General features: G+C 60.7%; 18 protein-coding genes. 9 read left to right on the forward strand and 9 right to left on the reverse strand.

Annotated elements, in window-relative coordinates:
- Positions 1 to 215 precede the first annotated feature (215 nt).
- A complete protein-coding gene (locus CHEJ32_RS0115315) occupies positions 216 to 1,400 on the reverse strand; it encodes an FAD-dependent monooxygenase (protein ID WP_028034577.1) in 1,185 nt (394 codons plus the stop codon).
- Positions 1,401 to 1,407: 7 nt separating this feature from the next.
- A complete protein-coding gene (locus CHEJ32_RS0115320; protein WP_028034578.1) occupies positions 1,408 to 1,653 on the reverse strand; it encodes a zinc-finger domain-containing protein in 246 nt (81 codons plus the stop codon).
- Between the two features lie 210 nt (positions 1,654 to 1,863).
- On the opposite strand from CHEJ32_RS0115320, the gene CHEJ32_RS0115325 reads away from it, so the two are divergent.
- Together CHEJ32_RS0115325 and ppx are read left to right on the forward strand one after the other, a co-directional pair.
- Positions 1,864 to 4,068: an RNA degradosome polyphosphate kinase gene (locus CHEJ32_RS0115325; RefSeq protein ID WP_028034579.1), complete on the forward strand. Its 2,205-nt coding sequence runs from the start codon at positions 1,864 to 1,866 to the stop codon at positions 4,066 to 4,068.
- 4 nt (positions 4,069 to 4,072) lie between these two features.
- Positions 4,073 to 5,593, forward strand: coding sequence for an exopolyphosphatase (ppx, locus tag CHEJ32_RS0115330; protein WP_028034580.1), 1,521 nt, complete (start codon positions 4,073 to 4,075; stop codon positions 5,591 to 5,593).
- Here ppx and rnd read toward each other — a convergent pair whose 3' ends face one another.
- Positions 5,594 to 6,772: a ribonuclease D gene (rnd, locus tag CHEJ32_RS0115335; RefSeq protein ID WP_028034581.1), complete on the reverse strand. Its 1,179-nt coding sequence runs from the start codon at positions 6,770 to 6,772 to the stop codon at positions 5,594 to 5,596. It lies immediately after the preceding gene.
- Between the two features lie 193 nt (positions 6,773 to 6,965).
- Here rnd and aspS point away from each other — a divergent pair, with 193 nt between their 5' ends.
- Positions 6,966 to 8,750: an aspartate--tRNA ligase gene (gene aspS / locus CHEJ32_RS0115340; RefSeq protein ID WP_028034582.1), complete on the forward strand. Its 1,785-nt coding sequence runs from the start codon at positions 6,966 to 6,968 to the stop codon at positions 8,748 to 8,750.
- A gap of 44 nt (positions 8,751 to 8,794) precedes the next feature.
- Here the strand turns inward: aspS and CHEJ32_RS0115345 are convergent, their stop codons facing one another.
- Positions 8,795 to 9,985 carry a hypothetical protein gene (locus tag CHEJ32_RS0115345; RefSeq protein ID WP_028034583.1) on the reverse strand — a complete coding sequence of 397 codons (1,191 nt, stop codon included), beginning with the start codon at positions 9,983 to 9,985 and terminating at the stop codon, positions 8,795 to 8,797.
- Positions 9,986 to 10,200: 215 nt separating this feature from the next.
- Here CHEJ32_RS0115345 and parC point away from each other — a divergent pair, with 215 nt between their 5' ends.
- Positions 10,201 to 12,453: a DNA topoisomerase IV subunit A gene (gene parC, locus CHEJ32_RS0115355; RefSeq protein ID WP_028034584.1), complete on the forward strand. Its 2,253-nt coding sequence runs from the start codon at positions 10,201 to 10,203 to the stop codon at positions 12,451 to 12,453.
- Between the two features lie 92 nt (positions 12,454 to 12,545).
- Here parC and CHEJ32_RS26340 read toward each other — a convergent pair whose 3' ends face one another.
- Positions 12,546 to 14,036: a DUF6600 domain-containing protein gene (locus CHEJ32_RS26340; protein WP_051469701.1), complete on the reverse strand. Its 1,491-nt coding sequence runs from the start codon at positions 14,034 to 14,036 to the stop codon at positions 12,546 to 12,548.
- A 302-nt stretch (positions 14,037 to 14,338) separates the two neighbouring features.
- On the opposite strand from CHEJ32_RS26340, the gene CHEJ32_RS0115365 reads away from it, so the two are divergent.
- Complete coding sequence (locus CHEJ32_RS0115365) at positions 14,339 to 14,821, forward strand: SRPBCC family protein (RefSeq protein ID WP_028034585.1); 483 nt, start codon at positions 14,339 to 14,341, stop codon at positions 14,819 to 14,821.
- A 90-nt stretch (positions 14,822 to 14,911) separates the two neighbouring features.
- Here the strand turns inward: CHEJ32_RS0115365 and CHEJ32_RS0115370 are convergent, their stop codons facing one another.
- From CHEJ32_RS0115370 to hemB, 4 genes are all read right to left on the reverse strand, one after another.
- Positions 14,912 to 15,775 carry a DMT family transporter gene (locus CHEJ32_RS0115370; RefSeq protein ID WP_371179808.1) on the reverse strand — a complete coding sequence of 288 codons (864 nt, stop codon included), beginning with the start codon at positions 15,773 to 15,775 and terminating at the stop codon, positions 14,912 to 14,914.
- Positions 15,776 to 15,832: 57 nt separating this feature from the next.
- On the reverse strand, positions 15,833 to 16,579 hold the full coding sequence (locus CHEJ32_RS0115375; RefSeq protein WP_028034587.1) for an arginyltransferase: 747 nt from the start codon (positions 16,577 to 16,579) through the stop codon (positions 15,833 to 15,835).
- A gap of 167 nt (positions 16,580 to 16,746) precedes the next feature.
- A complete protein-coding gene (locus CHEJ32_RS0115380) occupies positions 16,747 to 17,211 on the reverse strand; it encodes an RDD family protein (protein WP_028034588.1) in 465 nt (154 codons plus the stop codon).
- Between the two features lie 65 nt (positions 17,212 to 17,276).
- Complete coding sequence (gene hemB / locus CHEJ32_RS0115385) at positions 17,277 to 18,308, reverse strand: porphobilinogen synthase (protein ID WP_028034589.1); 1,032 nt, start codon at positions 18,306 to 18,308, stop codon at positions 17,277 to 17,279.
- A gap of 171 nt (positions 18,309 to 18,479) precedes the next feature.
- On the opposite strand from hemB, the gene CHEJ32_RS0115390 reads away from it, so the two are divergent.
- The 4 genes from CHEJ32_RS0115390 (at position 18,480) to CHEJ32_RS0115405 (ending at position 22,161) form a co-directional block, all read left to right on the forward strand.
- Complete coding sequence (locus CHEJ32_RS0115390; RefSeq protein WP_028034590.1) at positions 18,480 to 19,526, forward strand: enoyl-CoA hydratase/isomerase family protein; 1,047 nt, start codon at positions 18,480 to 18,482, stop codon at positions 19,524 to 19,526.
- Positions 19,523 to 19,948, forward strand: coding sequence for a DUF6163 family protein (locus tag CHEJ32_RS0115395; RefSeq protein ID WP_028034591.1), 426 nt, complete (start codon positions 19,523 to 19,525; stop codon positions 19,946 to 19,948). Before CHEJ32_RS0115390 ends, CHEJ32_RS0115395 begins: the two co-directional genes overlap by 4 nt.
- Positions 19,949 to 20,091: 143 nt before the next feature.
- Entirely contained in the window at positions 20,092 to 20,607 is a 516-nt protein-coding gene (gene ldtR / locus CHEJ32_RS0115400; RefSeq protein WP_028034592.1) for a transcriptional regulator LdtR, read from the forward strand.
- 294 nt (positions 20,608 to 20,901) lie between these two features.
- On the forward strand, positions 20,902 to 22,161 hold the full coding sequence (locus CHEJ32_RS0115405) for a murein L,D-transpeptidase (RefSeq protein WP_028034593.1): 1,260 nt from the start codon (positions 20,902 to 20,904) through the stop codon (positions 22,159 to 22,161).
- Positions 22,162 to 22,262: the final 101 nt, after the last annotated feature.

Here is a 22,262-nt window from a genome sequence, read left to right on the forward strand (position 1 = left end):
GCCATGCGTGCCGACAAAACCGACCAGAGCTTCAACGCCATCATCCATCTCGCAGCAGCCGTCATAAACTCCCGATGAATCTCAACAGGCCTTAGCACATCGGCCAGAAAGCCGAACCTGGACAACGCGGCTTGTGCGTCCTTATGGGCGCACAGCCCTGTAGATCGGAAACGCGGAATGGAACGGGACGAGCATCGTACGGCCTCTGACGCCGTTCACCGCTCCTCTTTCTCGGCATCGTAGGCGTAGAGCCAGTCCAGATCGGCGGCGAGGCTCTGCTGGCTTTTGAGCTTCAGCGCAAGATTGCGGGCGAATGCCACCACACCGCCGGCGTGCCAGACGAGCCGGTTGAAATTTCCGCGCCGGATCACCTTCTGGACGCGGGCTTTGCGCGTGCGTTCGAATGCGGTCAGTGCCTCCGGTAGGCTCTCCCTGGTGACCAGAAGCGTGGCCAGAGCCGCCGCATCCTCTATCGCCATCGCTGCGCCCTGTGCAGCATAGGGCGTCAGCGCATGGGCTGCATCGCCGATGAGGACGAGGCCTTGGCGATCGACCCAGGGACCGCCTTCCGCAGCGGCGTAAATGGGCCAAGCCGTCCAGCGACCGGAATCTCGTATAAAATCCAAAAGAGCAGGCGCGGCCCCTTCCATTTTCTTCAGTAGGTGATCGGTATCCACGTTGTTGGACCAGCCGCGCGCGGTCTCGGCGCCCCGCGTCACCGCTACCAGATTGGTGGCTGCACCTCCGCGCAAGGGGTAGGCGACAAGGTGGAAGCCGGGCGAAAGAAAAGCGTTGACGGCACCCGGGCTGAGCGCGCCGTGACTGGAATGGGTAAGGATCGCGCGGTAAGCGATATATCCGGTGAAGTGACTGGCAGGCCCGCCGACGAGCTCCCTAAGCTTTGACCACACCCCGTCGGCAGCAACGAGGAGATCGCCCTCGACTCGCCTCGTGCCGCCCTGTTCACGGATTTCCACCATTACGCCGCTTCCGGTGAATTCAGCCCTGCATATTTCAGCGCCGGTAATGAGCTTGATGGAAGGAAAACGCTGCAGGGTCCGCAAAAGCGCGCCTTGGAGATCCGCCCGATGGGCCACCAGATAGGGTGCGCCCCATCGCTCCTCGGCTGAAGGCCCAAGGGGAACGCGCGCCAGCTTCGCAAGGCTGGCCGCATCCTTCAGAATGACCGCTTGCGGTCGGACTGCTTCTTTCTCCAAATGGTCGAGCACCCCCAGTGAGCGGAGGACGCGGGTCGCGTTTGGGGAGAGTTGCAGGCCGGCTCCTGCTTCCTGCAGGTCTTCAGCCTTTTCGAATACGGTAACGGCGAACCCCTTGGCTGCAAGGGCAAGCGCAGCCGTCAAACCGGCGATGCCGGCACCGGCGACAACGGCGCTTGTCACCGCTCGATCACACCGCTTCTTGCTGGAAGAGGCAGTCGGCCGGCACGCTTTCCTCGGCCTTCAGGTTGGGGTTGTAGCGGTAGAGCGTCGAGCAGTACGGGCAGACGCGCTCGCTGTCGTCACCCATATCCAGGAAAACGTGCGGATGGTCGAAGGGCGGCTTGGCTCCGACGCACATGAATTCCTTCACGCCGATTTCGATAGACGGGTATCCGTTGCTGTTGTGGAAGTGCGGTGTCGGATGGCCGGCCATGATTGTCTCCGCGGCTGCTTCAAAGCTGTCGCGCCCGGTTTGTAGGCATTATTGGCGTCTTTGCAAGCCACGCTTTGGCAGCGGCACCCGGAATGCCGGCATCAAAAAGGAACATCAACCATTCCGTGATATGAAACTGTCGTAAAATGCTGCCAACACATACATTATGTGAGCGGGAGAAAGCCCGTGGGCGGGAGCAAGCGGAAAACCATGAACGAACTGAAGCCGGTCAAGACTGAGTTTCCGAGTACGCCGGAAGGTGCGGATCAGATCGCCCTCACGAGCCCCGATCGCTTCGTCAACCGCGAGTTCTCATGGCTTCAGTTCAATCGGCGCGTATTGGAGGAGTCGCAAAACGCGTGCCATCCGCTGCTGGAGCGCGTCCGCTTCCTTTCCATTTCAGCCGACAATCTTGACGAGTTCTTCATGGTCAGGGTTGCGGGCCTTGCAGGCCAGGTGCGCCAGGGCATTCTGGAGAAGAGCGCCGATGGCCGCACGCCGGAAGAGCAGCTGGAACACATCCTGCGGGAAGTGAGCAGGCTTCAGGTCGAGCAGCAGCAAAGCCTGGTTCAACTCCTGGAACTTCTGAAGAAGGAAGGCATCGCCATCGTTGGACCCGAGGCGTTATCCAAGGATGACCGCGCCTGGGTCGAGCAGCAGTTCATGGAGGAAATCTATCCCGTACTGACGCCGCTCTCCATCGATCCGGCCCACCCTTTTCCGTTCATCCCCAATCTTGGTTTCTCGATAGCGCTGGATCTTGAGCACCTGTCGAACAAGGAGACGATGACGGCGCTCCTGCGTCTTCCCGTGACGCTGCAGCGCTTCATTCCGTTGCCGGAGCGGCCCGGCCTCGTGCGGTTCATCACCCTTGAGGATGTCGTGGAGATGTTCATCGGCAAGCTCTTTCCGGGTTACAAGGTGAATGGCTCCGGAACCTTCCGCATCATCCGCGACAGCGATATCGAGGTGGAGGAGGAGGCGGAGGACCTGGTCCGCTTCTTCGAGACGGCATTGAAACGCAGACGTCGCGGCTGGGTGATACGCATTGAATTCGAGAGCTCGATGCCCGAGGAACTGCGTCATTTCGTGGCGACCCAACTGGGTGTCGCAGGCTCCCGCATCAGCGTTCTGGAGCGGCCGCTCGCAATCAATCAGATCTCCGAAATCGTCAAGCTGCCCCGCGACGATCTGAAGTTTCAGCCCTACAATCCGCGCTTCCCCGAGCGCATCCGCGAGCATGGCGGCGATTGCTTTGCGGCGATCCGGGAGAAAGACATGATCGTCCATCACCCGTATGAATCGTTCGACGTGGTGGTGCAGTTCCTGCGGCAGGCCGCGCAGGATCCCGATGTGGTGGCGATCAAGCAGACCCTCTACCGAACCTCCAATGACAGCCCCATCGTGCGTGCCCTCATCGATGCGTCGGAGGCGGGTAAATCCGTTACCGCGCTGGTGGAGCTGAAGGCCCGTTTCGACGAGGAAGCAAATATTCGCTGGGCGCGGGATCTGGAGCGTGCAGGCGTTCAGGTCGTCTTCGGGTTCCTCGAGCTCAAGACGCATGCCAAGATGTCTCTGGTGGTGCGCAGGGAAGACGGGCGCCTGCGCAATTATGTGCATCTCGGCACGGGCAATTACCACCCGATCACCGCGCGCATATATACCGATCTCTCCTTCTTCACCGTGGATCCGGCCATCGCCCATGATGTGGCGAAGGTTTTCAACTTCATCACCGGCTACGCCGAGCCGGATGTGAACATGAAGCTCGCGGTATCTCCGTTCACTCTGCGCAACCGCATTTTGGAGCACATTCGCGGCGAAATCGAACACGCAAAGGCAGGACGGCCTGCCCAGATCTGGATGAAGATGAATGCCCTCGTCGACCCTGAGGTGATCGATTCCCTCTATGAGGCGGGCCGGGCTGGCGTTGAGATCGATCTTGTCGTGCGCGGCATCTGCTGCCTGCGCCCGCAGGTGCCGGGCTTGTCCGAAAACATCCGCGTGAAGTCCATCATCGGCCGCTTCCTCGAGCACAGCCGCATCTATTGCTTCGGTAACGGACACGGCCTGCCTTCGGACGAGGCAATCGTCTATATCGCCTCGGCGGACATGATGCCCCGCAATCTGGATCGTCGGGTGGAATGCATGGTGCCGATCACGAATCCGACTGTGCATGAGCAGGTCCTGGGGCAGATCATGCTCGGCAACATCATGGACAACCAGCAAAGTTTCGAAGTATTGCCAGACGGAACCTCCCGGCGAATGATGCCTGAGGAGGGTGAGGAAGCGTTCAACGCCCAGGAATATTTCATGACGAATCCCAGCCTCTCAGGTCGCGGCGAAGCTTTGAAATCTCACGCCCCAAGACGGATTGCCGCTTTCAAGCGGCGAAGGAAAGCCGTTGCCGTCGGCTGACCGCGTGGGAATCGAGAGCTCGCAGGGCCGGCTGCAAGACCGGCGTCCCGTATCCGTCATCGACATCGGCTCCAACTCGATCCGTCTCGTGATCTATGAGGGGATCGCACGGTCGCCGACGGTGCTGTTCAACGAGAAGATGCTCGCAGGCCTCGGCCGCGGCATCGTCACGACGGGCGAACTCGACCCGCAGGGCACGCGCCGTGCCCTTGAGGAATTCCGCCGCTTCCGCGCGCTTTCCGAGCAGGCGGGGGCTCAATCCCTCCACGTCGTGGCGACGGCCGCGGCTCGCGAGGCGAAGAACGGGCCTGATTTCATCCACCGGGCGGAAGAGATCCTGGGAACTCCGATCAAGGTGTTGTCCGGGCGCCAGGAGGCGTATTACTCGGCGCTCGGCGTCATTTCGGCCTTCTATAAGGCCGACGGCATCGTGGGAGACCTGGGCGGCGGAAGTCTCGAACTGGTCGATGTGAAGGCCGAGACAATCGGCGAGGGCATCACCCTGCCGCTCGGCGGGTTGAGACTACGCGACATGGCAGGCGAATCCCTCAACGCATCCATCGAGATCACGCAAAGGGAAATCGCCCGCGCCACCTGGCTGGACCAGGGCGAGGGCAGGCCCTTCTACTGCGTCGGCGGGACCTGGCGAAATCTTGCCCGGCTTCACATGTGCGCCAACCATTATCCTCTCGAAGTGATGCATCATTACGAAATGGATCCCGCCGGATCCATCGCGTTCCTGAAACGGGTGGCGCGGGGCGACATCGACAAGATGCGAGGCATCGAAGGTGTCTCGAAGAGCCGCAGAGCCTTGCTTCCCTACGGCGCTACGGTTCTTCTGGAAATCATCCGTGTCGCCAAGCCCTCGAAGATCATCCTTTCTGCGAATGGAGTGCGCGAAGGCTATCTCCATTCCCTCCTTTCGGAGGAGGAGCAGAAGGCCGACCCCCTGATTTCCGCTGCCGAGGAACTGGCGCTTTTGCGTTCGCGTTCCGTAACCCATGCGCATGAGCTTGCAGAATGGGCTGGAGAAGCCTTCAAGGCACTTGGGATCGAGGAAACCGAGAACGAGGCTCGCTACCGCAGGGCCGCCTGCCTCCTGGCAGACATCGGTTGGCGCGCGCATCCGGAATATCGTGGTACCCAATCGCTCAACATAATCGCGCATGGATCCTTCATCGGTATCGACCATCCGGGCCGCGCCTTCATCGCCCTCACAAATCTCTTTCGCCACGAGGGTGTTTTCGACGACTCGCTGTCGCCGGAATTGCGCAAGCTCGCCACTCCGGTCTATGCCGAACGGGCACGCCTTCTGGGCGGATTGATGCGCGTGGTTTATCTGTTGTCGGCTTCCATGCCGGGCGTCATACCGCGCCTTAAGTGGCAGCACAGACCCGACGGGTCTCTGGCGCTTTTGGTGCCGCGCGATCGTGCGGACCTGATGGGGGAACGCCCGCATGGGAGAATGGCGCAACTTGCCAAGTTGACGGGCAAGAACCTCGTTCTGGACGTGGCGGAGGAATAGCTACTCCGCCGCGCTGCGCAGATGTTCAGCCGGCGTGAAGGTTTCGATCCGGCGGTTGGCGAAGCGCAGCGCGATTTCACCGCGCAGCAGTTTTAAGGCTTCCCCGCCGAAGACCTCGTGCCGCCAGCCATGAAGGGCTGGGACGTCAGCCTTCTCGCCTTCTGCCGCAATTTTTTCGATGTCATCGGTAGAGGCGAGCATCTTCGGGGCCACGCCTTCTTTTTCCGCTACCAGCTTGAGCAACACCTTGATGAGCTCGGCCGCGGCTGCTGCCCCCTCGGGGGCCTGATGATGCTTCGGTAATTTCGGCAATGCCTCCTTCGGCAAGGCCAATGCATCATTGACTGCCTTGAGGAGCGCAGCGGCGGAGGCGGATCGCTCCCATCCCTTGGGAATGGTCCTGAGCCGGCTCAGCGCCGTGACATCCCGCGGCTGCTGCTGCGCGACCTCGTAAAGCGCGTCGTCCTTCATTACGCGGCCGCGGGGCACGTTGCGTTCACGTGCCTCCCTCTCGCGCCAAGCCGCAATGTGTTGCAGGACAGCCAGTTCGATTGGCTTGCGAGCGCGCATTTTCAGCCGCTTCCAAGCGTCGTCGGGATGCGGATCATAGGTCTCCCGCGCCGTCAGCACGTCCATCTCTTCCTTTAGCCAAGCTTCGCGGCCTTCCCGCGCCAGCTTGTCCCTCAGATGTTCGTAGACCGGGATGAGATGCGTAACGTCCGCCAGCGCATAGCGAAGCTGCTTTTCCGAAAGCGGGCGGTGCCGCCAATCGGTGAAGCGCGACGTCTTGTCGATGTGCTCGCCCGTGATCCGGTTCACCAGTTGGTCGTAGGAGATGCTGTCTCCGAAGCCGCAGACCATCGCGGCAACCTGGGTGTCGAAGATTGGGTTAGGGATCAGGCCGCCGCGATTGTAGATGATCTCGATATCCTGCCGAGCGGCATGGAAGACCTTGACCACTTTTCCGTTCTCCATGAGGCGGAAAAATGGAGCAAGGTCCATGCCTTCGGCGAGCGGATCCACCAGTGCCGTGACCCCTGGAGCAGCCATCTGGATCAGACATAATTCCGGCCAGAAGGTCGTCTCGCGGATAAATTCGGTATCGACAGTGATGAAATCGGATTTCTCGAGCGCGGCGACCGCTTGTTCCAGCTCTGAGCGCGATTTGATCAGGTCCATGCATCTTCTTTAGGCGCTGGAGGAGCAAATGTGAAGAATATCTATGGTGGCTTTCTCGCTTCGGCGGCGGCACTTGGCCGACACTCGGCTTGTGCGCCTTGACAAAAGCGGACGCACATGCGCTTTTCGCGCCGGATTTTGGACGGGCAATCGGGCCCGCTTCCGGTCACCTTTCAGGATACGGAAAAGAATAATGCACCGTTATCGCAGCCACACCTGCGCAGAGTTGAGGCCATCGGATGTGGGTATGACCGTCAGGCTCTCGGGCTGGGTCCACCGCGTGCGCGATCATGGCGGCCTGCTTTTCATCGACCTGCGCGACCACTATGGCATCACCCAGATCGTCGCGGACCCAGATTCGCCTTCCTTCAGCACCGCAGAGAAGGTGCGCAGCGAATGGGTCATCCGCGTCGACGGCGAGGTCAAGGCGCGTACGCCGGAGACGGTCAACCCCAATCTGGCGACCGGCGGCGTGGAGGTCTTCGCCCGCGAGATCGAGGTGCTGAGCCAGGCCAAGGAGCTTCCGCTGCCCGTCTTTGGCGAGCCCGATTATCCCGAGGATATCCGCCTCAAATATCGTTTCCTCGATCTGCGCCGCGAAACTCTGCACAAGAACATCGTCACGCGCACGAAGATCATTGCCGAAATGCGTGAGCGCATGGCGGCCGCGGGGTTCACGGAATTCTCGACGCCTATCCTGACAGCCTCGTCACCCGAGGGCGCGCGGGACTTCCTGGTTCCGTCGCGGCTTCACGAGGGCAAGTTCTATGCCCTTCCGCAGGCGCCGCAGATCTACAAGCAGCTCATCATGGTTTCCGGCTTCGATCGTTATTTCCAGATCGCGCCCTGCTTCCGCGACGAGGACCCGCGGGCCGACCGGCTTCCCGGCGAGTTCTACCAGCTCGATCTCGAAATGAGCTTCGTCACGCAGGAGGACGTGTTCTCCACGATGGAGCCCATCATGCGCGGCATCTTCGAGCGTTTTGCCGAAGGAAAGCCGGTCACGCAGAACTTCCCACGCATTCCCTATGACGAGGCCATGCGGAAATACGGCTCCGACAAGCCGGATCTGCGCAACCCGATCGTGATGGAGGAAGTGTCAGAGCATTTCCGCGGCTCCGGCTTCAAGGTCTTCGCCAACATCCTGGCGAACGATCCGAAGGCGGAGGTCTGGGCCATTCCGGCGAAGACGGGCGGCTCCCGCGCCTTCTGCGACCGTATGAATTCCTGGGCGCAAGGCGAGGGGCAGCCTGGCCTCGGCTACATCTTCTGGCGCAAGGAGGGTGAGGCGCTGGAAGGCGCCGGTCCCATCGCAAAGAATATCGGTCCTGAGCGGACCGAAGCCATCCGTAGCCAACTTGGCCTGGATGACGGCGACGCATGCTTCTTCGTGGCAGGCGACCCCAAGAAATTCGTTTCCTTCGCGGGTTCTGCGCGCACGCGTGCCGGTGAGGAGCTGAACCTTGTGGATCGCGATCGGTTTGAGCTCTGCTGGATCGTCGACTTTCCCTTCTACGAATGGAACGAAGACGAGAAGAAGATCGATTTCGGGCACAACCCCTTCTCGATGCCGCAGGGCGGAATGGAGGCGCTCGAAAATCAGGAGCCCTTGTCCATCAAGGCCTTCCAGTACGATATGGTCTGCAACGGTTTCGAGATCAGCTCCGGCGGCATCCGCAACCATATGCCGGAGCTGATGGTCAAGGCGTTCGAGATCGTGGGATTCGACCGGCAGACGGTGGAAGAGCGTTTCGGTGGCCTTTACCGCGCCTTCCAGTATGGCGCACCGCCCCATGGCGGCATGGCGGCCGGCATCGACCGCATTGTGATGTTGCTCTGCGGCGCCCAGAATCTGCGCGAGATCACGATGTTCCCGATGAATCAGCAGGCAATGGATCTGCTGATGGGGGCACCCTCGGAGGCGACACCGCAGCAACTGCGCGAACTGCACCTGCGGCTTGCTCCGAAGAAGGATTAGAAGGCGGCCTGCGGGCGATCCTGCCCGCAGGCGGTCAATCAAGCCTACTGGTTGGCCCTTACCGTCAGCCCGATCTGCTTCACGAGCATCTCCGGTGACGCCATGGCGGCTGCTGCCAGCATGGCAAAGGGCACGGGATTTTCCGGCCTTGCGCTGATCTCGATGTTCCCGGGATTCTCAAGGAACGTCCCGACCGCCTGAGCGATCGAGTCCGCGGTGTCTGCGCCGACATAGGGGCCAAGCTGCGCCGGGATCATGGCCTTCACCTGCGCGATCAGAGCATCGGGGGAACTGCCCATCTGCTCGGCCTGGTAGTCGAGCAGCTTGCCCGTGAGCGAATCATCCGTAAAGCGAATGGCCGTGCCGTGGAATGTGAGCTGCTGCAGCAGCCCCAGCATCGCCATGCCCTGGGCGGCTTGTTGCTGGTCGCCCTGGTTCTGTTCCATTTGCTTGGCAATCTCGGTGGCCGCTTTGATGAATTGCGGTGTGTAGCCGCCGAGGTCGAAGAGCAGGCTCAGCGTCCCGGCATCATCGATCACCGCTTCGTAGCGCGATAGCGTGAGCCTGCCGTCGGATGGTTGCCACCGGCCTTCCATGAAAGCGCTGCCAGTGATCTGCTGGTAGCCCAAATCCTCAAGCGCGCCCGCACTGCTGCCGCTTTTGACGAGCGAGTGGAGATTGAGGCTGAAGGATTCGGCCGTACCGTCGAAATCCACCACGCTGTTGTCGTCAGCGACCTCAAGATCGGCAGTGATGTTCTCGATCGTGGCAAGGGGGCCGGTTTCGTTCTCGACATCGATTCGCGAAATGGACGCGTGATCGTAGCGCATGAACCCGCCGAAGGGGTCAGAGGCTTCATCCTGCGGCAACACCAATCCCTCGATCGTGGGCTCCACCATCGAAATTTTGAGGTCGCCTTCCTGATGCTCAAATGCATCGAGGGCGAATTTCCCCACGCGATATGTTCCGTCGGGCTCTTCCGTCACCTCCTCCAAGGTAATGTCGCCGAGGTTGACGGACTTGCCGGCCTCAGGCGCCTTGATGGCCGTGCCCGTAAGGGTCACGTCGCCGCCGGCGATCTGTGCGTCCTGATAGGTGAGATCGATGCCCTGATTGGCGAGCAGTGTCTTCAGGCGCTCCCCGACCGCCTGTGCCTCGACCGCGAAAACATGGGACGAGGTTGCCGTAACCAGAAGGCCGGCGAGGAGGAGAGGGCGAAGGCGAGGGCGTTCCATGGTCTTTCCCATGTTGATGGCTGGTCTTGAGACGAGCCTTGTTGCGCGAAATCCGCGCCAGAAGATGGCGGTGGGCCGGTGGGCTGTCAATTTCTCCGCTTGGATATCCTAAGCTCATAAGCGCACCGCTGATCGCGCCATTTGGCCGTGGACAGGCTATGGCCGCGCCACAACGCGCACTTGTCCTGGCGGGCGATGTCCGTTAACCCCAAACCATGGGAAAAGAGGTGCTTCCGCCCGGAGATGGTGATTCGGCGCTTCCGGTCGACCTGAAGAAGGCGCTGGAGGAGCGTTACCTTGCCTATGCGCTTTCAACCATCATGCACCGGGCGCTGCCCGATGTGCGCGATGGCCTGAAGCCCGTGCATCGGCGCATCATGCACACGATGCGGCTCCTGCGTCTCAACCCGGAGCAGGGTTTCGCGAAATGTGCCCGCATCGTGGGCGACGTGATGGGTAAATTCCATCCGCATGGCGACCAGTCGATCTACGACGCCCTGGTTCGCCTCGCGCAGCCCTTCGCTATGCGCTACCCGCTGGTCGACGGGCAGGGCAATTTCGGCAATATCGACGGCGATAACGCCGCTGCCATGCGCTACACCGAGGCACGCATGACGGAGGTGGCGGCGGAGCTGCTTTCCGGCATCACCGAGGATGCGGTCGATTTCCGGCCCACCTACAACGAGGAAGACGAGGAGCCGATCGTGCTCCCCGGCGCCTTCCCGAATCTGCTCTGTAACGGCTCTTCCGGCATCGCGGTCGGAATGGCGACCTCCGTCCCGCCGCACAATGCTGCCGAAGTGTGTGACGCCGCGCTCGCCTTGATCGATGATCCCGATGTGCCGGTCTCCCGCCTGCTCGATTTCGTCCAGGGTCCGGATTTTCCGACCGGCGGTATCATCGTGGAAAGTCGGTCGTCGATCCGCGAAGCCTACGAAACCGGACGGGGCGGTTTCCGGCTGCGCGCTCGCTGGTTCAAGGAGGATCAGGGCCGCGGCACGTGGCATGCCGTGGTTACAGAAATTCCGTATGGAGTTCAGAAATCGCGGCTAATCGAGAAGATGGCCGAGCTGATCCTGGCCCGTAAGCTGCCGCTTCTTGAGGATGTGCGCGACGAAAGCGCCGAGGACATCCGCATCGTGCTGGTCCCCAAGAGCCGGACGGTGGAACCCGAATTGCTGATGGAATCGCTCTTCCGGCTCACCGACCTGGAGACGCGCTTCCCACTCAATATGAACGTTCTCTCGCGCGGCAAGGTGCCGGCGGTGCTGTCGCTCAAGGATGTGCTGCGCGAGTGGCTCGACCATCGCCGTGAAGTGCTGATTCGTCGGTCGAAGCATCGCCTGGCCGAGATCGAAAGGCGGCTTGAGATCCTCGCGGGCTATCTCATCGCCTATCTGAACATCGATGAGGTGATCCGCATCATCCGCGAGGAGGACGAGCCGAAGCCGGTGATGATGGAGCGCTTCAACCTGACGGACAATCAGGCCGAAGCCATCCTCAATATGCGCCTGCGCGCTCTGCGCAAGCTCGAGGAGTTCGAGATCCGCACCGAGTTCGACAAGCTCTCGGAAGAGAAGGGCGAGATCGAGCAGCTGCTCGGATCCGAAGCCCGCCAGTGGAAGACCGTGCGCTGGGAAGTGGCCAAGGTTCGCCAGACCTTCGACCCGGAAAAGAACCCGACACTCGGACGCCGCCGCACCACTTTCGGCGACGCACCTTCGCATGACCTTGAAGACGTGCAGCAGGCGATGATCGAGCGCGAGCCGATCACCGTCATCCTCTCGGAGAAGGGCTGGCTTCGCGCGATGAAGGGCCATCTGACGGACCTTTCCGCCGTGGCGTTCAAGGAGGGAGATAGTCTGAAGCTGTCCTTCCACGCCCAGACGACGGACAAGATCCTGCTCCTCACCACCGGAGGCAAGTTCTACACGATCGGCGCCGATAGGTTGCCGGGCGGCCGTGGCCATGGTGAGCCCGTGCGCATCATGGTCGACATGGAGAACGACCAGGCGGTCGTCACCGCTTTCGCGCATGACCCCGAGCGCAAGCTGCTGCTCGCCTCCCATGCGGGTAACGGTTTCGTCGTGCCGGAAAAGGAAGTCGTGGCGAACACCCGCAAGGGCAAGCAGATCATGAACGTCAAGGCGCCGGACGAGGCTCGGCTATGCGTTCCCGCCACGGGCGACCACGTCGCGATCGTGGGCGAGAACCGGAAGCTTCTCGTTTTCCCCTTGTCGCAGATACCAGAGATGGTGCGCGGCAAGGGCGTGCGCCTCCAGCGCTACAAGGATGGCGGCGTCGCCGACATCAAGACCTTCGCCATGACCGACGGGTTGACTTGGCTCGATTCGGCCGACCGCACCTTTACGCGCGGTCAGGCGGAACTCGCAGAATGGCTGGGTGACCGTGCCTCCGCTGGTCGTATGGCTCCCAAAGGTTTCCCCAGGACGGGCAAGTTCGGCTAAGCCGCTTCGGCATAACGTCTGATCGCAGAATATGGACCTCCGCCGTAGCGGAGGCCCAAAGCTTAGTCCTGTATATGCAGGTCGGTGCGCGTTCAGCACTGGCCAGCTTGCTGCGCCTGCGGCGTGCATTCCCCGGCAGGCGCTTGTTGTCCGCCCTCCGCCGGAGACTGCGCACCGTCGCCAGCTGGCTGTTCGGCCTGACCGGGAGACTGTTCCGACTGTCCGCCGGCAGGAGATTCCTGCTCGGCTGCTCCAGCAGGCGTCTCCTGGGTCGGCGCCTGCTCTGCCTCGCCTGAGGGGGCTCCCTGGGCTGGAGTTTCCTGAGCGGGAGCCGATTGCTCCGCTGGCTGCTGCCCCTCGGACGTGTCGCTCTCCGCCGGCTGGCCTTCTGCTGGAGCTTCCTCGGACTGCGGCTGAGCCGCGGAACCTTGACCGGAACGCTCGCCCGCAGGCGCCTCTTCTTGTGCCGGCTGTTGCTCGGCAGGCTGTTCGGCAGCAGGTTCTTGATCCGAAGGCTGCTCGGTGGATTCTTGTCCTGCCGGTGCCTGCTCGGTCTGCCCATCCGGTGCCTGGTCCGATTCTTGGCCGGTGGATTGCGCACCTGCATCGGGTGCCTGTTGGGTGTCGCTGGCGGGTGTTTGCTCGCTCTCACTTGGCGAGGGTTGCTCGGTCGTCTGGGCCGGTGCTTGCTCCGTGCCCTGGGCTGGTGTTTGGTCCGTGGCAGTGCCTGGAGCCTCGCCCGTTGCCTCTATCTCCTGGCCTTTGGTCGGCGATTCGACCTGCGCCGCCTCAACGGCCTCCGTAGGCGCCGCATCCTGTTCAGCTGCAATCTCACCCGTGAACGCGACGACGCTGTCGCTGCCGGCGGCTTCGGACGGATCCTGCACCTCCTGCACTTGAGTGACCTGGATATCCCGATCGACATGCTCGCGGACGAAATCCACGTCGATCACATTGTTGACGACGATATTGTTTTCGACTTCGACTGGGCCCAGAACTTCGGTCCGCTGATAGATGACCGGTACCTCCTGCCGGTCGATGACCACGACGGTCAGATCCGGAGCAACGAACTCTTTGACGGGCACGAAGACCCAATATCCTTCGGGCGGCTCGGCCGAGGAAATTTCGACGCTGACGGCAACGCCGTCCCCTTCGGGCGGGAGGGGTGCCCAGCCGACATAATCGTTGCTACGTCTCCAGGACACCCAGGCCGGAGCCCAACGGGTTCCCGGTACCCAGTACCAGCCGATCTCCGGGTCATAGCCCCAGCGGCCATAGTGATAGACCGCCCATCCGAAAGGTTCGTCGGACGCGAAGTACCAGCCATATTGCTCGGTGTAGACCCAGTGGCCGTGTGAATAGGGAACCCAGCTTGCATCGACATCGGTCGGCACCCAGACATAATGGTGCCGGGGGTGGCTCACCCATGACCCGTGCTCGGCCAGCCGGTCATAAAACACGCTGATGCTGATTTGAGCGTCCTGCGCATGCGCCTGTTGAATGCCCGGAAACGAGATATGCGGAGCGAGAACAGGGGAAGAGAAAAGCGCGGCAGCCGCTACGCCGACAAGAAATTTGTTCACGAGAGTATTCCTCCAGGATTCAGACTGCTGTCGAACTCTCCAGAAGAAGATTTGTTCCACATGATCTGATCGTAATTCGCCGCTGCATAGCAGAAGAAAGAATATGGGGAGATGTCATCTTGTGCTGTCTAAACTGCGATTAATATTGAGGCGTGAAATCAAGATAAAGCTGGGGTGTATCCATGGGCGAGATTCGCTCCTCCTAGCAAGCAGACAAGGGACGAGCGCTAGTTTTTTTGTTGGGTGTGTCGGATCGACCGTGAGAGGATCGTCCTCGGGGCACGACAACGACGGAGTGACAGATGACCGCCCATCCAACCGCGATTCCTTCCGAAGAGCGTGAACTCGTTCTCACCCGACTTTTCGATGCGCCGCGCGAGAAGGTCTATCGCGCCTGGACCGATCCGGAGCTTTTGAAGCAATGGTTTGTGCCGAAGCCCTGGACGATCGCAGAGGCCGAGACCGATGTGCGGCCAAGCGGCGCGAGCCGCATCGTCATGCGCGATCCGGACGGTAACGACTATCCGAACGAGGGGGTCTATCTGGAGGTGGTGGAAAACGAGCGGCTCGTCTTCACCGACGCCTATACCGCAGGCTGGCATCCGACCGAGAAGCCATTTTTTACCGGCATCATCACCTTCGAGGATGAGGGCGGCAGGACCCGCTACACCGCCCGTGCCCGTCATTGGCGGGTGGAAGACAAGAAGGCTCACGAGGAAATGGGTTTCCACGAGGGATGGGGCCAATGCGCCGACCAGCTGGCGGAGCTGCTGGAGCGGATCTGATGCCTGCAGCATCGGCGCTCGGAACAGGGGCGGCAAGTGACTGAACCTCTGCGCTCCTGCCGAAACGGCTTCGGTTTTTCGTCCTACGCGCTAAGTGGGGTGGCGCAGCGCGGCTATTTCGCGCTGCTTACGCCCTGAGTGAAGCTGCCAAAGCGAATGGGCTATCAGCGCCGCGACAAGAATGGTCCCACCGACCAGACTCTGGCTTGTCGGCACCTCCGAAAAGATCATCCAGACCCAGATCGGCGCAAGAACAGTTTCCAGAAGGTAGAACATCGCCACCTCTGGACCGGAGAGATATTTCGGCCCGTTCGCCAGGCAGAAGAACGAGAGCGGCATCACGACCGCACCATTAAGGATGATCCACCAGGGATGATCGATGCGATAGCCTGTCTTTGCCGTCATGAACACGGCGAGCAGGAAGGGCAGCGCGACGGCGACGAGAGCAGCAAAACCCATGTCTCGCCCACTCGCGCGCGAGATGGTGATTGCGCTGGCGACCAGAAATGCCGAGCAGAGTGCCAGCACATCCCCGAACAAATTGCCCGTGCCGACGCTGCTTCCGACGATGATGAGCACCCCGACCAGCATGGCCGCCATGGCCAAAAGCGTTGCCGGCTTTGGCCGCTCTCGAAGGAAAATCCATGAAAGCAGTGCGGCGAACATGGAGTTGAACGCCAGGATAAAGACGATGTTGGCGGTGGAGGTGTTGTAGACCGCGCCGATGAAGCAGATCGACGAAATGCCATAGAGCAAAGCCACCACCAGCCCACTCTTGCCCGGGATGAGCGCCGGCACATCGCGTGAAAAACGCCGCCAGATGAACCAGACGATCAGTGCGGTAAAAACGGTAAGGCCGCTTCGCCACATCAGGATCGGCCAGTGATCACCATTGGCAAGGCGGATGAGCGGTATGTCGATCGTAAGAACCAATCCGCCGGCAGCGGTCAGCAACAAGCCTCTGGAATAACCGATCTCGCGGGTGGACAAGGTGGAGGAGCCCGCTACCGGCTATTCATAGCGTTCCCAGCCGTTCGGGCCGAGATGCTCCTGGGGCGTGAAGCGCACCTTGTAAGCCATCTTGCGCGAGCCGTTCACCCAGTACCCGAGATAGACATGCGGCAGCCCGGCTGCATTTGCCCGCCTTATATGATCCAGAATCATAAATGTGCCGAGCGAGCGCTCCTGCATCTCCGGATTGTAGAAGGAATAGACCATGGACAGACCATCCGCCATCTGATCGGTCAAGGCAACCGCAATCAGCTCGCCTTCGCCCTTGCCGGTGACAAAGGAATCCGGACCCCGCCGCCGGTATTCGATGATCTTGGTATCCACATGGCTGTCCTCGACCATCATCGCGTAATCGAGCACCGTCATATCCGACATGCCGCCACGCCGGTGGCGTGCATCGAGATAGGCGCGGAAAAGTGAATACTGCTCCGTCGACGGCTCGGCCCGGTGCGCCGTACCTATCAGGTCGGCGTTGACCTTGAGGACCCGCTGCATGTTCTTCGACGGCTTGAACTGCTGGGCGAGGATGCGCACGGAAACACAGGCACGGCACGTCTCGCAGGCGGGCCGATAGGCGATGTTCTGCGAGCGCCGGAAACCGCCCTGCGTCAGAAGGTCGTTGAGTTCGGGAGCCTTTGCACCCACGAGGTGGGTGAAAACCTTTCGCTCAAATTGTCCTTCGAGATAGGGGCAGGGCGAAGGTGCGGTGAGAAAGAACTGCGGCGATTGCGTCGGGTGCTGCGTCATCGTTTGCGGGCGTTCTCCTGTGCCCCTTAGCTGGTGGATCCGATCCTAAAGCCTCCCGGAACGGATCCAGGGTCTTTCTCCTACAAGACCGATATTACCATGAACTCTAGCTCAAAAAGGTCAATGGGATTGTTGCGGCCCTGCCGGGCTGCAACAGGGTTTCCCAATCAATTCGCGCGCACGACGACGGTTCCAAGCAGGATATCGTGCAATGTCCGCTTGTAATCGGTGAAAAGGGCGACCAGCAGGATGAAGGGAGTGAGGATCGCGTTTCCGGCCCAGAAAAGCACCGTGTGCACCACGGCAAGCATCCAGTCGACCCGTTCGCCGTCCATCCGCTCAAGCCGGATTCCCATCATCCTCATTCCAAGCGTTGACTGGTGCCGGCCTCCGAGGGTCCATGCTACGTAAAGGAGTGCCGTGAGAGGGCCAAGAATGCCGAACAGCAACCATCCAAGCCCGATGGTGAAGACACCGAGGACGAAAACAAGAAGCCCGACCGGGATGAGTAGCAAGCCGATCAGCAGGTAATCGATAAAAAATGCCACGGAGCGGCGCGTCAGCACCCCGCTGAAACTCCGCGCGTCGAAACGCTCCTCCCGGGGAGCATGATCAATTGTTTTTGCAACCATAATTACGCCTTTAAAAACCAATGCAACGCGGAAGAAATGGTGATGCCGCGGGCGTTTTCAAGGCGCTAGTCGCGAAGAAGCTGGGCCACCTCGGGGGCGAAATAAGTAAGAATGCCGTCGCAGCCCGCGCGCTTGAAGGCAAGCAAGGTTTCGAGCATCGCCTTCTCGCCGTCGAGCCAGCCATTCGCGGCGGCAGCCTTGATCATCGAATACTCGCCCGACACCTGATAGGCGAAGGTGGGGATGGAAAATTCGTCCTTGAGCCGGTGAATGATATCCAGATAGGGCAGGCCGGGCTTCACCATAAGCATGTCCGCGCCCTCGAGCAGATCTTGCTCGGCCTCCCGCACCGCCTCGTCCGTATTGGCAGGATCGACGTAATAGGTCTTCTTGTCGCCCTTGAGCAGCCCGCCGGTGCCGATCGCTTCACGATAGGGACCATAGAAGGCGGATGCGAACTTGGTCGCATAGGACATGATCGCCACGTCCTGGAACCCGTTGGCATCCAGTGCGTCGCGGATAGCGCCGATCCGCCCGTCCATCATTTCCGAAGGGGCGATGATATCGGCGCCGGCCGCCGCCTGGAGCACCGCTGCTTCTGCTACCTGAGCCACCGTCTCATCGTTGACGATGATGCCGTCGCGCAGGATGCCGTCATGGCCATGGTTGGTGAAGGGATCGAGCGCCACGTCCGTAATGATGCCGATCTCCGGCACGGCAGCCTTGATGCTGCGGCTTGCCTGGTTAATGAGGTTATCGGGATCAAGGATGGCGGATCCTGTGGCATCGCGCTTTCCAAGGCCGATATTCGGGAAGGTCGCAATGGCGGGAATCCCGAGCTTCGCCGCGCGTTCGGCTTCACGAACGGCCAAATCGACCGAGTAACGGAAAACGCCGGGCATCGCCTCCACCGGTTCTTTCCGGTCTTCGCCTTCCACAAGGAAGATCGGCCAGATGAGGTCATCCACACGCAGGTGGTTTTCTTGCACGAGCCGGCGCGACCAAGGCGCCTTGCGCATTCGTCTCAGCCGCCTGCTTCCGGTAATCTCGTCGACACTGCGGATTGTGTCTGTTTTGATGCGGCTGAATTTGTTCAAGGCACTACTCCTGCTTGCGTGGCTTTTATCACGCTCCCGCGGCGACGAACAACAACAGCCGTGGAACGTTTTTGCCGCAGGAAGTGAAAGGAAGGGATCGGATTGACGCGACTCGGCCCCGCCCCTAATCACCTTCTATGATAACCTGGCGTCGCGGGGAGGAAATCTGATTTGGCCCAGGAATTCGTCAGTGACGATGAGGTGCTCTTTGAGCGACGGGGTGGAACGGGCCTCATCACGCTCAACCGGCCTGCTGCGCTGAATGCTCTGAACCACAACATGATCAACGCCCTGAGCGGGAGGCTTTCCGAATGGGAGGCTGACGAGTCCATCCGATTTGTCGCCATCCGGGGCAACGGGCGCGCTTTTTCGGCGGGCGGGGATATCGTCGAGGTCCACAAGGCAGGTCTTGGCAACGCTTCGGCTGCATTCTTCGCCGACGAATACCGCCTCAATGCCTATATTGCCCGCTACGCCAAGCCCTATGTGGCCCTGATCGACGGTGTCGTGATGGGCGGAGGCGTGGGAGTGTCGTGCCACGGCTCGCACCGGGTGATGACCGAAAAGGCCGTCTTCGCCATGCCGGAAGTGGGCATAGGCTTCTTTCCGGATGTTGGAGGCAGCTATCTTCTTTCGCGCCTCGGCGCATATGGCATGTATCTCGGGCTGACGGGTAACCGCATCGGTTATGGTGATGCCCTAAGGGTCGGGATTGCCACTAATGCGGTGGCTTCGGCCGATATGCCCGCTCTGCTTGAGAAACTCGTCCAAGCGGGGGATGTGGAGGGGGCGCTGGCTGAATTCTCGAAGGACGTTCCCGCCGAAGGCGACGAGGCGAGCTTCCATGCCATCGAGCGGCATTTTTCCCTGGGCTCCCTAGAGGACTGCATCCTGAGCCTTGAAGGGGCTGCGGGCGAAGGCGAGGAATTCGCTAGCGAAACGCTCCGCATCATTCGAATGCGCTCGCCGACCAGCTTGCATGTGGCGTTTCGTGCTATCAATTACGGCGCGATGCTCTCCATGGACGAGTGCATGCGCATGGAGTTCAGGATTCTGAACCGTATGCTGGCGAACCGCGATTTCTATGAAGGGATTCGTGCCGCCGTCGTCGATAAGACCAAGGATCCGGACTGGAGTCCGGCTTCCATTGACGAGGTCGATCCGGCGGTCATCGAAGGCTTCTTTGCGCCTCTGGAAGAAGGAGAACTGGAACTGTGAGCGACGAGGTCGCCACCCGGCTGCTGATCCGGCCATCCCCTTATGAAAGTGCGCTGGAACTGCTGCAGCGTACTGTGGCGCTCGCCTGCCTGGTCGAAGGCATCGGCTATTGGGTGCGGCTGCTCGGCTTCTTCGACGGCCCAGCCTGGCGGTTCGATTTGATGCCATATTATTGGCAGGTGGCAGCAGTTCCCCTTGCTGTCCTTTTTCCTTTTGCCGCTGTCGGGCTGTGGATGCTTGCATCCTGGGGGCCGGTCGTCTGGTTCATTTGCGCCGCGGCGGAAATCGTCATGTACGGGTTTTTCCCGGAACTATACGGGCAGCATTATCTCGTCCTTGTGCTCCACCTCGCCGTGGCGCTCTGCTATACCGCCCTGCGGATCCTTTATCACGTGGAGCGGCGGCGGATTAACCCAGGTTAACGCCTTTTTAGCCCTATATGCAGGCTTCCTGGTGTAATGCGTTGTTAAGCTTGGCGTTTAAGTCGAATTTTAGGTGCCCTCGCTACGGTGGCCCCAGGTGAAAAACAAAAAAATCACCGGCGTCAAAACGAAAGGCACCAGTTATGATCAACTCGCGATCCGCGACCCAGGACGGGTCTATCCATGAAGAGCGCGAAACAGGGCTGCGCTCCCTCTATCTCGAAGCCCTGCACCTCGTCGAGAAGCTGCATCGTCGCCTTCTCGATGTCATCAAGGACGAGTTCGAGCGGCAGGGCCGCAGCGACATCAACGCCATTCAGGCGCTGTTGCTCTTCAATATAGGCGATGCGGAACTGACTGCCGGGGAACTGCGCTCGCGCGGTTACTATCTCGGCTCCAACGTCTCCTACAATCTGAAGAAGCTCGTAGACATGGGTTTCATCCATCATCAGCGCTCGCGCGTCGACCGGCGTTCGGTCCGCATCAGCCTGACCCCGAAGGGCCAGGAGATCGCGGATGTCGTCTCGCGCCTTTACGATCGGCATATCGGCTCGATCGAGCAGGTGGGCGGCATCAAGGTGGAAGAATTCCAGCAGATGAACAAGGCGCTTCAGCGGCTCGATCGCTTCTGGAACGACACGATCGCATATCGCATGTAACCGGGTGCCTGTTTGACAGCCGGGGGCGACCGGTTACTGCAACTTGTGATCATTGATTTAAGGCCGGTGTCCGAAAGGCGCCGGCCTTCGATTTGCTGCGGGGAACCGCGTTTGGCTGGGGGAGTTGTCCCGCGCGTCACGCTAATAACACAATTGAGCGAAATGGAGGAATACGCCGTCGCTGATGGAATGTCGCAGTTCCAAGTCGCCACGCGGCACTCTGTTGGCGAAAAATTAACCTTATTTCGGCGAGTCTCGGCCGCAGGCCATTGCCCCTGAGTTAGAGGATCGGAGATGAAGACCAGTCGCCGTGTATTCCTGAGCGGAGCCGGAGCTGCTGCAGCTGCGGCTGTTGCGGGTTCTGCGAGTGCGCAGTCCGCTTTCGACGCCATCATCAACGCCCCCCGCAGAGGCGCGTGGGACGATCAGTTCGATGCCCAGGTGAGCAGCGGCAGGGACAGGGTGGTGTCCACTCTCCCGGTCCTCAGCCCGGAAACGGCGAGCTATGTTGAGCAGGCCATCGTCGCCTATTCCAACATCGTTGCAAGCGGGGGCTGGCCTATGGTCCCTGCGACAAAGAAGCTGCAGCTCGGCGTCATCGATCCCGACGTGGAGGTGCTGCGCCGCCGCCTGATGGTCTCCGGCGACCTTTCGCCGCGCGCCGGCATGTCGCCTGCCTTCGACTCCTATGTGGATGAGGCGTTGAAGCGCTTCCAGGTTCGTCACGGCCTTCCGGCCGACGGTGTCACGGGAAGATACACCTTCTCGTCCATGAACGTCTCCGCTCCGGTGAGGCTTGGTCAGCTTCAGACCAATCTCGGCCGCCTGCGGGAGATGACGACGAAACCGCTGGGTCAGCGCTTCGTGATGGTGAACATCCCGGCCGCGCAGATCGAGGCCGTGGAAAATGGCCGTGTCGTTTCGCGCCACACTGCCGTGGTGGGCAAGATCGATCGGCAGACGCCGGTCCTCAGTTCCAAGATCAATGAGATTATCCTCAATCCCTACTGGAACGCGCCGGTCTCGATCGTGCGCAAGGACATCATTCCGCTGATGCGGAAGGATCCCAATTATCTGACCAACAACAATATTCGCATGATCGCGCCGGACGGGCGCGAGGTCGATCCGCTGACGGTGGATTGGTCGACGGAAGAGGCGGCTAAGTACCGGTTCCGCCAGGATCCTGGCAAGATCAACGCCATGGCTTCAGTGAAGATCAATTTCCCGAACCAGCATGCGGTTTATATGCACGACACGCCGCAGCAGAACCTGTTCCGCGATCAGGAGCGCTTCCACTCCTCCGGTTGCGTGCGCGTCCAGAACGTGCGTGACCTCGTGGCGTGGATCCTGCGTGACACGCCGGGTTGGGATCGCCGGCAGATCGAGACCACCATCCAGTCGCAGGAAGACATTCACATCAATGTGGCCGAACCGGTGCCGGTCTATTTCTCCTATGTCTCCGCATGGTCGACCGGCGATGGGGTGGTCCATTTCCGCGATGACATCTACGGGTTTGACGGCGCCGCGGAACTGCAAATCTCGACCGCGATCTGATCGCCCGACCCATCGGGTTTTTTCGGGAAGGCCGCCGATAGGGCGGCCTTTTTGCCAGGCGCCGAACCCCACCAAAGGTGAAAAAATACCGCTCGGGGACG

This window comes from Chelativorans sp. J32, assembly GCF_000518985.1.
Taxonomy (GTDB): Bacteria; Pseudomonadota; Alphaproteobacteria; order Rhizobiales; family Rhizobiaceae; genus Chelativorans.